The 15752-nt window shown below is 69.0% G+C and carries 13 protein-coding genes; 9 read left to right on the forward strand and 4 right to left on the reverse strand.

What is annotated here, in order from left to right; all coding sequences use genetic code 11:
- Positions 1-427: 427 nt before the first annotated feature.
- Positions 428-1348, reverse strand: a complete 921-nt coding sequence (locus AB0E94_RS23410; RefSeq protein WP_360329370.1) for a type IV toxin-antitoxin system AbiEi family antitoxin — start codon at positions 1346-1348, stop codon at positions 428-430.
- A 384-nt stretch (positions 1349-1732) separates the two neighbouring features.
- On the opposite strand from AB0E94_RS23410, the gene ahcY reads away from it, so the two are divergent.
- The 8 genes from ahcY (at position 1733) to raiA (ending at position 10273) form a co-directional block, all read left to right on the forward strand.
- Positions 1733-3184, forward strand: coding sequence for an adenosylhomocysteinase (ahcY, locus tag AB0E94_RS23415; protein WP_360329372.1), 1452 nt, complete (start codon positions 1733-1735; stop codon positions 3182-3184).
- A 52-nt stretch (positions 3185-3236) separates the two neighbouring features.
- Entirely contained in the window at positions 3237-4085 is an 849-nt protein-coding gene (locus AB0E94_RS23420) for a helix-turn-helix transcriptional regulator (RefSeq protein WP_360329374.1), read from the forward strand.
- Positions 4086-4138: 53 nt separating this feature from the next.
- Positions 4139-4342, forward strand: a complete 204-nt coding sequence (locus tag AB0E94_RS23425) for a DUF397 domain-containing protein (protein WP_360329376.1) — start codon at positions 4139-4141, stop codon at positions 4340-4342.
- Positions 4343-4472: 130 nt separating this feature from the next.
- Positions 4473-5162 (forward strand): MtrAB system response regulator MtrA, encoded by a 690-nt coding sequence (gene mtrA, locus AB0E94_RS23430; RefSeq protein WP_109595320.1) that lies wholly within the window; start codon positions 4473-4475, stop codon positions 5160-5162.
- Between the two features lie 53 nt (positions 5163-5215).
- Positions 5216-6841: an MtrAB system histidine kinase MtrB gene (gene mtrB / locus AB0E94_RS23435; RefSeq protein ID WP_360329379.1), complete on the forward strand. Its 1626-nt coding sequence runs from the start codon at positions 5216-5218 to the stop codon at positions 6839-6841.
- Entirely contained in the window at positions 6841-8646 is a 1806-nt protein-coding gene (locus AB0E94_RS23440) for an LpqB family beta-propeller domain-containing protein (RefSeq protein ID WP_360329381.1), read from the forward strand. The genes mtrB and AB0E94_RS23440 overlap by 1 nt, the downstream gene beginning before the upstream one ends.
- A gap of 22 nt (positions 8647-8668) precedes the next feature.
- Entirely contained in the window at positions 8669-9379 is a 711-nt protein-coding gene (locus tag AB0E94_RS23445; protein ID WP_360329383.1) for a phosphoribosyltransferase family protein, read from the forward strand.
- Positions 9380-9655: 276 nt separating this feature from the next.
- A complete protein-coding gene (gene raiA, locus AB0E94_RS23450; RefSeq protein WP_093618553.1) occupies positions 9656-10273 on the forward strand; it encodes a ribosome-associated translation inhibitor RaiA in 618 nt (205 codons plus the stop codon).
- Here raiA and AB0E94_RS23455 read toward each other — a convergent pair.
- A complete protein-coding gene (locus AB0E94_RS23455) occupies positions 10262-11221 on the reverse strand; it encodes a GNAT family N-acetyltransferase (protein WP_360329385.1) in 960 nt (319 codons plus the stop codon). The two genes, raiA and AB0E94_RS23455, sit on opposite strands and share 12 nt — an antisense overlap.
- A gap of 185 nt (positions 11222-11406) precedes the next feature.
- Between AB0E94_RS23455 and secA the strand changes: the two genes are divergently transcribed.
- Complete coding sequence (gene secA / locus AB0E94_RS23460) at positions 11407-14304, forward strand: preprotein translocase subunit SecA (protein WP_360329387.1); 2898 nt, start codon at positions 11407-11409, stop codon at positions 14302-14304.
- Between the two features lie 165 nt (positions 14305-14469).
- Here the strand turns inward: secA and AB0E94_RS23465 are convergent, their stop codons facing one another.
- On the reverse strand, positions 14470-15024 hold the full coding sequence (locus AB0E94_RS23465; RefSeq protein ID WP_360329397.1) for an Rv3235 family protein: 555 nt from the start codon (positions 15022-15024) through the stop codon (positions 14470-14472).
- Positions 15025-15148: 124 nt separating this feature from the next.
- The gene (locus tag AB0E94_RS23470; protein WP_360329389.1) at positions 15149-15379 is read right to left on the reverse strand and encodes a helix-turn-helix domain-containing protein; all 231 of its coding nucleotides are present in this window, start codon (positions 15377-15379) and stop codon (positions 15149-15151) included.
- Positions 15380-15752 lie beyond the last annotated feature (373 nt).

Genomic DNA, 15752 nt, shown 5'->3' on the forward strand with positions numbered 1-15752 from the left:
CTGAGCCGGCGCGTTTCCCGGTCCGGCCCGTTTCCCGGCCGGCTCAGTGCCGGCCGGTCGGCCCCGAGCGTCACCGCTTCAGCTGGAGCGGTGACGCTACGTTCAGCCGAGATGCCCGAAATTTCTGCAAATAACTTGACATGGTGGTTGCGGAGTGTGAATCTAAGAGCACGCAGCGTCATTGGTGATCGGGGGGTCCCACGGACGCGCGCGGTACCAAACCGGGGGGATGAACGGGGCGGCGGGCTCAGGCCTGTCGCCCCGTTCGCTATTCCACAGCCCTCCCGCCGGACCAGCCGAGCCGGGCAACCCGGCATCAGCCGCGGGGCGGGCAACCCCGCATCAGCCGTCGCCTACGGTGGTTTCCGGGTGCCGATGATCACCTGGAGCGACGGCTCATCCGGTCTGCCGTCGCCTACGGTGGTCATCAGGTGCTGATTACCGCCGTAGGCGACGGCTGGCGGTCGGTGAGTTCGTGGAGGACGGCACGTACCATCGCTGCGGTCTCCGCCGGCCGGTGAAAGACGTCGTTGGCGCTGAACCGGAGAACGGTCCAACCGGCCAGCCGCAGATGATTGAGCCGTTCCAGGTCATGCCGGAACTGCTGCTTCTCGCGATGATGGTCACCGTCGTACTCCACGGCCAGTCGCTGGGCCGGCCACGCCAGGTCCGTTCGTGCCAGAAGGACGCCGTTGGTGTCGCGTACCTCGAACTGGACGGCCGGTGGCGCTGTCCCGGCGTCGATGAGCAGAAGCCGTAGCCGAGTCTCCATCGGGGATTCGCTGCGGGCGTCGGCCAGCGGGAGCAGACGTCCCAGCGCGGCGGCCCGGGGCCACTCGCGTCGTTCGTGGATCATCCGCTCCAGCCGCCACGTGTTGATGAGATGGCGATGGAGCATCGAGTCGAGCACCGGCAGGGCGTCGGCCCGGTCGGTGCGCCGGCCGAGGTCGAAGACGGTTCGCTCAGGTGTGGTGATCCGCAGCTCTCCGATCGAGGTCAGATCGGTCTCGGCGAGTGTCGTGTAGTGCACGGCCAGTTGTTCGTCGCGACGCAGCCGCCGGGTGCGTGGGACCACGATGTGCACCGGACCCGGCGCATCGGCGGCGCCCCACAGGAACGCGGCGCTCTGACCGCCGATCGCGGTGCAGGCCGGCAGGGCGAGCATGGCCGCCGTGCACCACGCCCGGTGGTCGAGGGCGACGTCCCGGTGGGCGTAGACGTCGGGGAGCAGGCGCTGCCAGCCGGGGCCGGTCAGCATTCCTGGAGTGATCAGGCCGGAGGCGATGGCTTGTGAGGCGCGGAACGGTCCGGTCGCCAGTTCGGGCGAGATCTTGGGGGTACGGGACACGGCCGCCAGGGTGACGGAAACGCCGGGAGCGCGGCGCCGCCCCTGTGGACAACTGCCTGGCGTGGATAAGCCCCGCCAGCCGTCGCTCACGGCTGTATGGGCACCGGTATTCCCGCCGTAGGCGACGGCTGGCGGTCTCAGCCGTCGCCTACGGCGGGAATGCGGCCGGCGAAAGCGTGCTGAGCGACGGCCGGCGGTCTTGGTCGCGGCCAGGCGGCCTGGGGTGACGTGGCGCCGGGACGCCGGCGGTGAGCTTCGCGCGGGATTGACACGGGACGGGTTTGGTGCGGTTGGGCTACTCGGAATTCGTACCAAATCGGGGTATTGGGGGTGAAGCTCGTCTTAGAGTGAACCGCTTGCTTCGGATAGCCAGGGGGACTCGGGATGACGGGCACGCTTGCCGACGGTGATTTCAAGGTCGCGGACCTGTCGCTGGCCGCCTTCGGTCGTAAGGAGATCGAGCTCGCCGAGCACGAGATGCCCGGCCTGATGGCGCTCCGTAAGGAGTTCGGGCCGTCGCAGCCGCTGCGCGGAGCGCGGATCACCGGGTCGCTGCACATGACGATTCAGACCGCGGTGCTGATCGAGACGCTGACCGAACTCGGCGCGCAGGTGCGCTGGGCGTCCTGCAACATCTTCTCGACGCAGGACCACGCGGCCGCCGCGATCGTGGTCGGGCGGGACGGGACGACGGCGAAGCCGAACGGGGTGCCGGTCTACGCCTGGAAGGGCGAGACGCTCGACGAATACTGGTGGTGCACGGAGAAGGTGCTGCTCTGGCCGGACGGCGAGGCGCCCAACATGATCCTCGACGACGGCGGTGACGCGACGCTGCTGGTGCACAAGGGCGCCGAGTTCGAGCGGGCCGGCGCCGCGCCGTCGCCGGAGACCGCCGACTCCGAGGAGTACGCGGTGATCCTGAAGCTGCTCGGGCGCAGCCTCCAGGAGGACGACAAACGCTGGACCCGGATCGCCGCCGGGATCAAGGGCGTCACCGAGGAGACCACCACCGGCGTGCACCGGCTCTACGAGATGCAGCAGGCCGGGACGCTGCTGTTCCCGGCGATCAACGTGAACGACTCGGTGACGAAATCGAAGTTCGACAACAAGTACGGCTGCCGGCACTCCCTGATCGACGGCATCAACCGGGCCACCGACGTGCTGATCGGCGGCAAGGTGGCGGTCGTCTTCGGGTACGGCGACGTGGGCAAGGGCTGTGCCGAGTCGCTGCGCGGCCAGGGCGCCCGGGTGATCGTCACCGAGGTCGACCCGATCTGCGCGCTACAGGCCGCGATGGACGGCTACCAGGTGGCGACGATCGATGACGTGGTCGCCACCGCGGACATCTTCGTGACCGCGACCGGCTGCTTCGACGTGATCACCCACGAGCACATGGCCCGCATGAAACATCAGGCCATCGTCGGGAACATCGGGCATTTCGACAACGAGATCGACATGGCCGGGCTGACCCGGCGCGCTGACGTCTCCCGGGTGACGATCAAGCCGCAGGTCGACGAATGGAGGTTCGACGACGGTCACTCGATCATCGTGCTCTCCGAGGGGCGCCTGCTGAACCTCGGCAACGCCACCGGGCATCCGTCGTTCGTGATGAGCAACAGCTTCTCGAACCAGACGATCGCGCAGATCGAGCTCTTCACGAAGACCGCGGAGTACCCCGTCGGGGTGTATGTGCTGCCGAAGAAACTCGACGAGAAGGTGGCCCGGCTGCACCTCGGCGCGCTCGGTGTACGACTGACCGAACTGACCAAGGAGCAGGCCGCATACCTCGGGATCGCGGTCGAGGGGCCCTACAAGCCGGAGCACTACCGCTACTGAAAGTGCGTGTGCAAGTTGCATTGGGGCCCCGATGCGTCGATATGGTGGCCTCGTGGCGAGGCCGACTTCGACAGCACGCCGCGAGCTGGGCGGTGAACTGCGCCGGCTCCGCGGTGAACGCCGTGGTGTCGACGTGGCGACGGCGCTGGGATGGTCCGAGTCGAAACTGAGCCGGATCGAGACCGCGCACACCGGGATCAGCGAGCCCGATCTGGACCGTCTGCTCACCCTCTACGGTGTCGCGGTGGAGGATCGGGGACGGCTGCGTGACCTGGCCCGGCGCGGGCGGGCGCGGGCCTGGTGGACGCCGTACCGGTCGTCGGTGCCGGATCCGTACGACGAGTATCTGGCCCTGGAGTCCGAGGCGGTCCGGATCTTCGAGTGGGAGGCCCAGGTGGTCCCGGGCCTGCTGCAGACCGACGAGTACGCCCGGGCGGTGATCGAGACCGGCGCCGACATCGACGACTCGGCGATCATCCAGCGCCGCCTCGCGCTGCGGATGGGCCGGCAGAACACGATGAGCCGGGTTCCGCCGCCCACCCTGCGGATGGTGGTGGACGAGGGTGTCCTGCTGCGCCAGATCGGTGGTCCGGCCGTCCAGCGGCGCCAGTTGACCCGTCTCTACGAGGCGAGCAGCCGGCCCGGGATCGAGTTGCTGATACTCCCTTTTGAGGCGGGCGCGCACGCCGGGCTGATCGAGTCGTTCATGGTCCTGGAGTTCGCGCCCGGCACCAGGTCACCCGTGGTGCACATCGAAGGGCTGACCGGCGGCCTCTTCCGGGTGAAGCCCGAGGAGATCGACGTTTATCGGGACGCCTTCGATGACCTGCAGGAACGCGCATTGTCGCCAGAAGAGAGCCGAACGGCCATCGCTGAGACGAGGGATCGGATCGGCCGGTGACTCCTCGCCGTGGGGTCCAATGGAGAAGCATTCCACGGTAAAGGGAGACCATCATGCAGGACACCACACCGACCTGGCGCAAGAGCAGCCGTAGCGGCGCTGCCGGGCACTGCGTCGAAGTCGCCGAGGCGCCGGCCACCGTGCTGGTGCGCGATTCCAAGGACGTCACCGGCCCGGTGCTGAGCTTCGGCGCCCGGGACTGGACCGGCTTCATCGCCGGTGTTCGCGCAGGGGAGTTCGACCGGCCCGGCATGTGACGACTGCTCGCGTGCCACGGGCGGTCCCGGACCGGGGCCGCCCGTTTTTCTGTCTCCGGAGGTAGGCTCCCGGGCAAGATCGGCCCCCAGGTAGCGCGAAGACCGGGAGGACAGTGCAATATTGGACCGCATGAGAGCCCGGGTACTGGTCGTCGATGACGACCCAGCGTTGGCCGAGATGCTCGGCATCGTTCTACGTAGCGAAGGTTTCCTTCCGTCTTTCGTAGCCGACGGTGAACGGGCCCTGGCCGCCTTCCGGGAGAACCGGCCCGACATCGTCCTGCTCGACCTGATGCTGCCGGGGATGAGCGGGATCGACGTGGCCCGCGCCATCCGCGCCGAGTCGGGTGTCCCGATCGTCATGCTGACCGCAAAGAGCGACACCGTCGACGTGGTGCTCGGCCTGGAGTCCGGCGCCGACGACTACGTGGTCAAGCCGTTCAAGCCCAAGGAGCTGGTCGCCCGGATGCGGGCCCGCCTGCGCCGGGGCGAGGACGCCGCGCCGGAGATGCTGACCATAGGGCCTCCAGGTAACCAGATCACCATCGACGTGCCGGCACACACCGTGTCCCGGGACGGCGAGGAGGTGAAACTGACGCCGCTGGAGTTCGACCTGCTGGTCGCGCTGGCCCGCAAGCCGCGTCAGGTGTTCACCCGCGAGGTGCTCCTGGAGCAGGTCTGGGGTTACCGGCACGCCGCCGACACCCGCCTGGTCAACGTGCACGTCCAGCGGCTGCGCGCCAAGATCGAGCCGGATCCGGAGCGGCCGGAGATCATCCTGACGGTCCGTGGTGTCGGCTACAAGGCGGGCACCGGCTGATCCCCGGAAGCGGCTAATCTTGCCGCGAGATGCGTGCTCCTGCCTGGCTTCCCATGCCCGTGCGCCGTGCCCTGCGACTGGTGCGGCGCTACTGGCGCGTGCTGATCCGATATGCGACGCGATACACGGCGCCGGTCCGGCGGGCCTGGCGCCGCTCGCTGCAACTGCGCGTGGTGACGATCACCCTGCTCGCGTCCAGCCTGCTGGTCGGCACGTTCGGCTGGTTCATCGCCGACCGCAGCGCCGAGATCCTGCTGAGCCGCGCCGAGGACGAGGCACGGTCAGCGCTGACCACCAAGGTGGAGTTCGCGCGGAAACAGCTCACCTTCTATCCGCAGGCCCGTGACCCGGAGTTGCAGACCGGGCTCGAGGAGCTGGTCAACGCCCTCGTCGACGGCGACCCGGCCGACCCGAGCAGCGCGGTGATCTCGATCCGGGCCGAGGGCTGGCCGAACCTCCGGGCGGTCGTCCTGCGGACGATGGACACCCGCGACCTGATCACTCCGGAGATGATCCGGGCGGTCTCCGGCGAGGGCGGCGGCATCAGCAAACAGATCCGGACCGCCGAGATCGAGGGCGAGCCGATCAAATATCTGGTGTACGGGGCGCCGGTCACCACCAGATTCGGCCAGGTCGAGCTCTACTACGCGGTTCCGCTCACCAGCGAGGACCAGGACGCGAACCTGATGCGCACCACGGTGCTCGCCACCGGCCTGGCCCTGGTGATCCTGCTCGGCGTGGTGGCGGCCCTGGTCACCCGGCTGGTGGTGACCCCGGTCCGGGTCGCCGCCCGGACCGCCCAGCGGCTCTCGGCCGGCCTGCTCGACCAGCGGATGAAGGTCGACGGCGAGGACGATCTGGCCCTGCTGGCGGCCGCGTTCAACCAGATGGCGGCCAACCTCCAGCGGCAGATCGTCCGGCTCGAGGAGATGTCCCGCCTCCAGCGCCGGTTCACCTCGGACGTGTCGCACGAGTTGCGTACGCCGTTGACCACCGTCCGGATGGCTGCCGACCTGATCTTCTCCGAGCGCGACGAGTTCGACCCGGCGGTGGCGCGTAGCGCCGAGCTGCTCCAGGCCGAGCTGGACCGCTTCGAGGAACTGCTCACCGACCTGCTGGAGATCAGCCGGTTCGACGCCGGGTTCGCCGCCCTGGACGCCGAGCACACCGACCTGGTCCCGATCGTCGAGCGGGTGACCGAGCGGCTCACCGGGCTGGCCGAGCGGGCCGGCGTCGAGATCCAGCTGAATCTCCCGGACACCCCGGTGATCGCCGAGGTCGACCCCCGGCGGGTCGAGCGGGTGCTGCGCAACCTGGTCGGCAACGCCGTCGAGCACGCCGAGGCGAAACCGGTGCAGGTCACTCTGTCGACCGACGACGCGGCGGTGGCGATCACTGTGCGCGACCACGGGATCGGCCTGAAACCCGGTGAGGAACGCCTGGTCTTCAACAGGTTCTGGCGGGCCGACCCGTCCCGGGCCCGGCAGACCGGCGGCACCGGCCTGGGCCTGTCGATCAGCGTCGAGGACGCGCGGCTGCACGGCGGCTGGCTGGAGGCCTGGGGCTCACCGGGGGAGGGCGCCCAGTTCCGGCTCACCCTGCCGGTGCGGGCCGGTGACCGGCTGGTGGCGGCGCCGCTGCCGCTGATCCCCCGGGACCGCAACGTGGAGGTGAGCTGATGGTCCGTCGAGTCCTGGCCTGCGTGGTCGTCGCCGCGGTGTCGCTCACCGGCTGCGGGATCCCGGACAACTCCGACGTCACCGTCGTCGGGCCCGGCGTGTCCACCGGCACCTCCTTCGAGGAGGGCGGCACCCGGACCCGGATCACCCGTGACCTGACCAGCGACCGCCGGCAGTTCGCCCTCAACTACCTGCGGGCGGCCGCGGGGGAGTACGACGGGGCGCTTGACCGGGTCAAGCAGTTCATGTCGTCCAGCGCGCGGGACAACTTCAACCCGCCCGCCGCGCCCCGGGTGATCCGCCTGATCGACGAGCCGCTCGTCGACTCGGCCACCGACCGGGTCGAGCTCTCCTACCAGCTCCTCGGCACGCTCGGTAAGAACGGCCTCCTGGAGCCCTCGCCGGAGAAGGTCGAGGGAAAGTACGAGCTGATGCTCGGCGAGGTCACCGGCGAGGGGCTCTACGTGCTCCAGGCGCCGCCGTTCCTGCTGCTCAGCGACACCGCGCTGAACGACTACTACAAACAGCGGACGATCTACTTCTGGAACACCGACCGGACCGGCCTGGTGCCCGACGTCAGGTACCTGCTGCGTGACGTGCCGATCGAGCAGGAACCGACGATCATCCTGAACTGGCTGATCGGCGGGCCCGCCCCGTGGCTCCAGGACGCCGTGGAGCCACTGCCGGACGGCACCAAACTGGAGAACAAGGTGCCGGCGATCGACAACGACCGGCTCCAGATCAGATTGAGCGCCCAGGCGGTGCCGACCGAGGGCGCGGTCGAGGCGATGGAACGGCTGCGCATGCAGTTGCAGTGGTCGCTGCGGATCCTGCTGCCCGACTATCTGGACCTGACCGTCGGCCACCAGCAGCCGCGGAGCTACTCCGGCGAGGACTTCATCAGCAGCAACCCGGCGTACCGTCTGGTGCAGGACCCGGAGCGGTACGTGATCTACGAGCGCACCATCCGGCGCCTGGTCAACTCGACCCGGCCCACCTCGGACACGGTTCCGGGCCTGACGCCCGACGACAACAAGGACATCTCCCGGGCCGCCCTCACCACGTCCGGGACGCATCTGTTCACCGCCCTGGTCACCGGTTCGGGAAAGAACGAGCGGCTGCGGGTCGGCAGCGCCGGCATCGGCGGCCAGGTCGCGCTCAAGGAGATCCCCGGCCTGCCCGCGGGCCTGGGCAACCCGGTCTGGGCGATCACCCCGGATGACGACGCCGCCGCCGCGGTCGGGCTGATCATCGCGGGCGGACGGCTCTGGCGTTTCCGGGCGGACGGCGGCCCGGCGCAGGAGGTCACCTCGTCCGGCACGGCCGGGATCACCGCGATCACGGTCGCGCCGGACGGGCACCGGGTGGCCATGGTGGTCGGCGGCCGGCTCTACCGGGCGGTCCTCAACGTCAGCGGCGACGGGCTGGCCTTCACCGGGCTCCAGCAGGTCTACACGCCGCTCACGTCGCTCACCGCGGTCGACTTCAGCGGTGAGGGCTGGCTGGCGGTGGCCGGACTGCGCCGGGACAAGAACCGGACCTCGATCGTCTACACGTCCATCGACGGCGCGTTGCAGTCCCAGGTGCTCCCGGACATCGGCAACGAGACGGTCACCTACCTGGCCTCCTACCCGGCTAACCCGCTGCACAGCCTGAACAGCGTCGGCTCGGTGCTCTACTCGACCGGGAAGAACGCCTGGGAGGCGCTGTCGTCGCAGGTTCAGATCACGGCGAAGGACCTGGCCGGCCCGACCGGCGAGCCACGACCAGAGGTGGTACCCGAGGCACCCTTCTTCCTGAACTGATCTTCGTCAACCGGGACACACATTGGTCTTCGCGGCACTTGCCGATCTCGTGCTGCCGGCCGCCTGCGCGGGCTGCGGGGCGGAACGGGTACGGCTCACCTACGGCACCTGTGTGGCCTGTGTGACGGCGCTGGAGTCGCTGCGACCGGGGGCGGCCCGGCCGAGCCCGCCGCCGGCCGGTTTCCCGGACTGTGTGGCGGTCGGACCTTACGCCGGGTCGTTGCGGGGCGCGCTGCTCGCGTACAAGGAGAAGGGCCGGCACCGGCTCGCCCGGCCACTCGGAACGCTTCTGGCCGGCGCGGTGGCGACGCTCGCGCCGCGGGACCGGCCGGTGACCCTGGTTCCGGTCCCGTCGACCGCGGCCGCCCGGCGCGAGCGGTACGGCGACCACATGGCCCGTCTCGCCGACCACGCGGCGCGGCGGTTGCGGGCCGCGGGCTACCGGGTGAACGTCGTACAGCCGCTTCGTGCACTGCCCCGCCCTGACTCAACGTCACTGGAAGCATCCGAACGGGCGACTGTAGCTGTCAATTCGCTGCGAATGATGCCCCGAATCAGCAATCCCCTCCGCGACGAGAGATCGCGAGGCACGCTTGTGGTGGCGGACGACATCGTCACCACCGGCGCCACCCTGGCGGCGGTGGCACGCCGGCTAGAGGAGGCGGACATGCAGGTCACAGGTGCCGCGGTGCTCGCAGCGACGAAACTGCGCAAGGTTCGCCCCGGTATTTGACTGTGACCGTGCCCGGGTTTGCCGATAGAGGCGAAGGTCAGCCTTCCGGTATCCCAAACGAGGGGTGACTGTCGGGCATAGGCGGGTTAGCGTCTAGGTGACGAGGGTAAGCGCGCAGACTTATCCGCCACCGGGAGCGCCGCAGCCGCACCGGAAAGGAGTCGTCTCACTCTCATAGGCCGCGTCGGGTTGTCGATCACGACGCGGCGTTTTCACCCAGTAGCCGGCTGCGCCAAGAATCGGCGCCCAGCACACAAACGTTGGGGGAGGTCACGAGTGGACATTGTCGTCAAGGGCCGCAACGTAGAGGTTCCCGACCACTATCGAGAGCATGTCGCCGACAAGCTGAGCAAGGTCGAACGTTACGACCAGAAGCTGATGAGGGCGGACGTGGAGCTCTTCCACGAACGCAATCCGCGACAGTCCGACACCTGCCAGCGGGTCGAGATCACCGTCATGACCAAGGGCCCGGTGGTACGCGCCGAGGCCCAGGCACAGGATTTCTACGCAGCCCTGGACTGCGCCATCAACAAACTCGACGCCCGGCTGCGCCGCTCTGCCGACCGGCGCCGGGTGCATCGCGGACGGCACGCGCCGGTCTCCGTCGCCGCGGCCACCGCGAATCTCCCCACCGACCTGACGCACGGTCGGACCGCGACGCTGACCGAGCCGGTCCTCGACACCGAGCCGACCGAGCACGACGAGGACCAGCCGTGGCGCATCGTGCGGGAGAAGGAGCACTCGGCCGAGCCGATGACCGTCGACGACGCTCTCTTCCAGATGGAGCTCGTCGGCCACGACTTCTATCTGTTCCATGACAAGGACAGCGGGCGGCCCAGTGTGGTCTACCGCCGCCGCGGCTACGACTACGGCATCCTCAGCCTAGGCATGTGAGGCGCCTCCGCCGGAGGCCTGTGCGAGCAGGTCTCCGGCAAGAAGCACGTACTGGACGTCGTCGGTGCGCGTGCCGTCCGGACCGGGCAGGCGCGAGCGCAGGTATGCCTCCCGCGTGAAGCCGGCTTTCTCCAGCACCCGCTGCGAGCCGGTGTTGGTCGGCAGCGTCCCGGCGATCAGACGGGCGATGCCCGTCTCGGCGAAGACCCAGAGAGCGATCAATTGCGCTGCGCGCGAGGCGAAACCCCTTCCGCGGTACGCCGGAAGCGTGCTGTAGCCGATCATGGCCTGACCGGTGGGCGGCTCCTGGTAGTACAGCCCGATCTCGCCGGCCCGCTCGCCTGTCGTGGTGTCGAGGATGACCAGGTCGGCCCGGTTGCCGGCCAGCCAGTGCGCCTCCGCACGGACGCACCGCCGCTGGACCTCCTCAGCCGGTCGCGGCTCGGGCGGCACGCTGGTGGCGATCACGTCCGGCAGATTGTGCAGCTCGATGTAGAAGTCGACGTCCTGCACGCCGAGCGGCCGCAGCGTGATCACGCCGTCGGACAGCTCACCGCCGGGCAGGTCGGGCAGCAGCCGCGCGGTCGGCCCCTCCGGGTCGCCGGCCAGCCGGGAGAAGACGATCAGCTCGGGATCGCCGCGGCGGACCGCCTCGCGGGTGTAGCCGGCCGCCAGGGCGACCCGCTGGGCCGCCGGGTTGTCCCAGCCGATCCGCATCTCCAGCCGATCACGCCGGGTCAGCAGCGCCCGGCTGAACTCACGGACCGCCGCGGTCGCCACACCACGCCGCCGGGCCTCCGGCGCCACCTCGAAGGTCAGGATGCCGTGATCGAGCGCGATGCGGCCGAGGACGTCGCCGGTGTGCTCGTCGACGATGGCCTCGCCCCGGAAGCGGACTCCGCTGCCGGCGCCCGCGTCCTCGAGCCGTACTTCGGTGTTCTGATCCACGTGGCCATCCTCTCCGGGACGCGCCCGGCCGCCAAACACGTTTCCGACGGGTCGGCGACTGCGCTGTCAGCGAACTTCATGGAATCTTTCGCCCTGTTTGCGACTTTCACCGGAGGCCAGGGTCACAGGTGCCGGGTGAAGGTGCCTACGATGGTTCGGCAGACTGTCTAGGGGAGCGTTGACCCGTGTCGATTTTGGAAAAGATTCTTCGCGCCGGCGAAGGCCGCATGGTGCGACGGCTCAAGGCGATCGCGGACGCGGTCAACTCGATCGAGGACGACTACGTCGATCTCACCGATGACGAGTTGCGCGACTGCACCCAGCAGTTCAAGGAGCGCTACGAGGAGGGCGAGAGTCTCGACTCGCTTCTTCCCGAGGCCTTCGCCGTCGCCCGGGAGGGCGCGAAGCGGGTGCTCGGCCAGCGGGCGTATGACGTCCAGCTGATGGGTGGCGCCGCCCTGCACTTCGGGAACATCCCGGAGATGAAGACGGGTGAGGGCAAGACCCTGACCGGTGTGTTCCCGGCCTACCTCAACGCGTTGAGCGGCAAGGGCGTGCACATCATCACGGTCAACGACTACCTCGCCCAGCGCGACGCCGAGTGGGTCGGCCGGGTGCACGTGTTCCTCGGCCTCACCGTCGGCGTCATCCTGCCGAACCGGCCGTCCGCCGAGCACCGGGCCGCGTACCACTGCGACATCACGTACGGGACGAACAACGAGTTCGGCTTCGACTACCTGCGCGACAACATGGCGTGGTCGAAGGACGAGCGGGTGCAGCGCGGCCACAACTTCGCGATCGTCGACGAGGTCGACTCGATCCTGATCGACGAAGCGCGTACCCCGCTGATCATCTCCGGCCCGGCCGAGCACTCCCAGCGGTGGTATGGCGAGTTCGCCCAGATCGTCGCCCGCCTCCAGGCCGGCAAGGACGGCGAGGGCGACTACGAGGTCGACGTGGCCAAGCGGACCATCGCGGTCACCGAGCGCGGCGTCGCCCGGGTCGAGGACCGGATCGGCATCGAGAACCTGTACGAGTCGGTGAACACCCCGCTCGTCGGTTACCTGAACAACGCGATCAAGGCCAAAGAGCTCTACAAGAAGGACAAGGACTACATCGTCAGCCCCGAGGGCGAGGTCCTGATCGTCGACGAGTTCACCGGTCGCATCCTGCACGGCCGCCGCTACAACGAGGGCATGCACCAGGCCATCGAGGCGAAAGAGGGGGTGGAGGTCAAGCAGGAGAACCAGACCCTGGCGACGGTCACCCTGCAGAACTACTTCCGCCTGTACGAGAAGCTCGGCGGCATGACCGGTACGGCGCAGACCGAGGCCGGCGAGTTCAACAGCGTCTACAAGGTCGGCGTCGTGTCCATCCCGACGCACCGCCCGATGGTCCGCGTCGACCACCCGGACGTCATCTACAAGACCGAGAAGGCCAAGTTCAACGCGGTCATCGAGGACATCGCCGAGCGGCACGCGACCGGCCAGCCGGTCCTCGTCGGCACCGTCTCCGTGGAGAACTCGGAGATCCTCTCCACCCTGCTGCGCCGCCGTGGCATCCCGCACAGCGTGCTGAACGCGAAGTTCCACGCGCAGGAAGCCACGATCATCGCGCAGGCCGGCCGTAAGGGCGCGGTCACCGTGGCCACCAACATGGCCGGTCGTGGCACCGACATCCTGCTCGGCGGCAACGCGGACTTCACCGCCGCCGCCGAGCTGCGCCAGCGCGGCCTCGACCCGGTGGAGAGCCCGGAGGAGTACGCGAAGGCTCTGGAGGACATCCTCCCCAGCGTGAAGCAGGCCACCGAGCAGGAAGCCGCCGAGGTGCAGGCCGCCGGCGGCCTCTACGTGCTCGGGACCGAGCGCCACGACTCCCGCCGCATCGACAACCAGCTGCGCGGCCGGTCCGGCCGGCAGGGCGACCCGGGTGAGTCCCGGTTCTACCTGTCGCTCCAGGACGACCTGATGAAGCGGTTCCGGGCCGGCGCTGTCGAGGCGGTCATGGAGCGCTTCAACATCCCCGAGGACGTTCCCATCGAGTCGAAGATGGTGAGCAAGCAGATCCGCAACGCGCAGACCCAGATCGAGGCGCAGAACGCGGAGATCCGCAAGAACGTCCTCAAGTACGACGAGGTGATGAACAAGCAGCGGCAGGTCGTCTACGCCGAGCGCAAGCGCGTGCTCGACGGCGAGGACATGCACGAGCAGGTCACCCACATGGTCGACGACGTGGTCGCCGACTACGTGAACGCCGCGACCGCGGACGGGTTCGCCGACGACTGGGACCTCGACGACCTCTGGACCAACCTGAAGCGGCTCTACCCGATCACCCTCACCATCGAGGACATCGTCGAGGAGTCCGGCGGCGAGCGGAACACGCTCGACCAGGAGTTCCTGCTGGAGCAGCTGAAGCTGGACGCGCAGGCGGCGTACCAGGCCCGCGAGGACGAGCTCGGCTCCGAGGCGCTGCGCGAGCTGGAGCGCCAGGTGCTGCTCGCGGTGATCGACCGCAAGTGGCGTGAGCACCTCTACGAGATGGACTACCTCCAGGAGGGCATCTCCCTGCGGGCCTACGCGCAGCGCGACCCGGTCGTGGAGTACCAGCGCGAGGGCTTCGACATGTTCAACCAGATGATGGAGGGCATCAAGGAGGAGGCTGTCGGTCTCGTCTTCAACCTGGAGGTCCAGGTCGAGGAAGCGGCGCCGCCGGTCACCCTGGACCCGAGCCAGGCCTTCGAGCTGCCCAAGGTCGGCGAGGTGCCGGACGACGAGCCCGAGCGGGTCGAGGTGCACGCCAAGGGCCTCAACACGCCGAGCCGCCCGCAGAACCTCCAGTACACGGCTCCGACGATCGACGGCGAAGCCGGGTCCGGCCGCCCGCAGGCCCAGCCGGAGCCGCCGGTCGCGATCGGTCCGGGCGGTTCGCCGGTCCCGGCCAGCCCGGCCCACACCACGGCCCGAGCGGCCTCCCGGTCGTCCTCCGGTCAGTCGGAGTCGAACGGGCCGTCGCGGAACGCTCCCTGCTACTGCGGTTCGGGCAAGAAGTACAAGCGCTGCCACGGGGCGCCCGGGGCAGTCTGACCTTCTGAAACGAAACGGCCCGTGTGGCCCCGGTTCCGGCCGGGCCGCACGGGCCGTTCGTTGTTCGCTTTTCGCCGCGCCTGCCGCGCCTGCCGCGCCCGCCGCGCCCTGTCGGCCCGGCCGCCCGATGGGTCGTTCTCGGACGGCGGTGGGCGGCGGCGGGCGTCAGATGATCAGGAGGGCGGTCGCGGACCAGGACTGCTGGTGCAGTTCCAGGCGGAACGCCATCGCCCAGGTCCGGTCGCCGGTGATCAGGGTGACCGCCGCCTCGACCGCGCCGGACCGCGGCTCGCAGAGCACCACCTTGAGCACCCCCACCGGAGGACGCCGGATCGCCGGCTGACGGCCCCGGCGTAGCTCGGCCGCCCGCCGTGCCCCGGCCAGGCCCTGGGCGACCACATCGGCCGCCTGTGACGGCAGAGCGAGCCGCCGCAGGTGGGCGGCGGGCCGGAATCCGTTGAGGACCTCGACGCAGAGCCGGACGAACCGGCGGACCGCGAGTTTGGCGTCTCCGGAGGCGCCGGCGACGGCCGGTGGCTCGATCACGGGCGGTGGCGACGCCGGTGGGCCGTCGGCCGGCCACTCCAGAGTCAGTTGCCGCGGCGACGTCCAGACCTGTGGTGTGGCCTCGTCGTCGAACGGGGGTTCATACCGGGGAACCGGGCGCAGGCGGATTGTCGCCCGAGACCCGGTGGGTGCCAACTCGACCGACGAGCGCATCGCCACCGCCAATTCTTGCGTTTGCCTCCGTTTGCCTTCGATAGCCTCGAGTCTGGCTTAGCCGCGACGGTCACGGCAAGCGCCGCTCATCGATCGATAAGAGGCGCAAATGCCGCTGTACGGGTCAATCCGCCTCGCGCTCGGACAGCGGGTTGTCGCGGACCCACGCGGCGGTCTCCGCATACTTGCCGGCGATGTATTCCTCCAGCTTGGCGCGCTCGACACGCCACTGGCCACGGCCGCCGATCTTGATCGCGGGCAGTTCGCCGCTCCGGACCATGTGATAGACCTGCGAATCCGAGACGTTGAGCTCGGCCGCCACGTCGGACAGCAGCAGGAAACGTGGCTCGGTCACGGCGTTCTCCTATCGACAGCCTCAGTTTGCCATCGTTTGCCATCCGCTGCTTTCCGGCACTCGCCCCGATGCCAGCCCGGTCGGGGCGCCGGGCTAGACGCCTACCGGGGAACCGGGCGCAGGCGGATCGTCGCAGTCGGGGTCTGTCCGCTCGGTCACGGCCAAGACCGCGAGCCGTCGCTGAGCACTGGAATGCGAGCGGCATTACCTGGCTGAGCGACGGCTAGCCGTACCAGAGTGCTTCCCGCCCGTCGATCTTGTGGAGTTCGGCGAGACAGGCTTGGAGTCAAGGGGTGGTTGCATCGGTGCTGGTGAGGAACTCGTTGAGTTTTTCGGTGGGGGTGCGCCAGTTGAGGGTTTCGCGGGGGCGGTT

The organism is Actinoplanes sp. NPDC026670 (assembly GCF_040638175.1).
Lineage (GTDB): Bacteria > Actinomycetota > Actinomycetes > Mycobacteriales > Micromonosporaceae > Actinoplanes.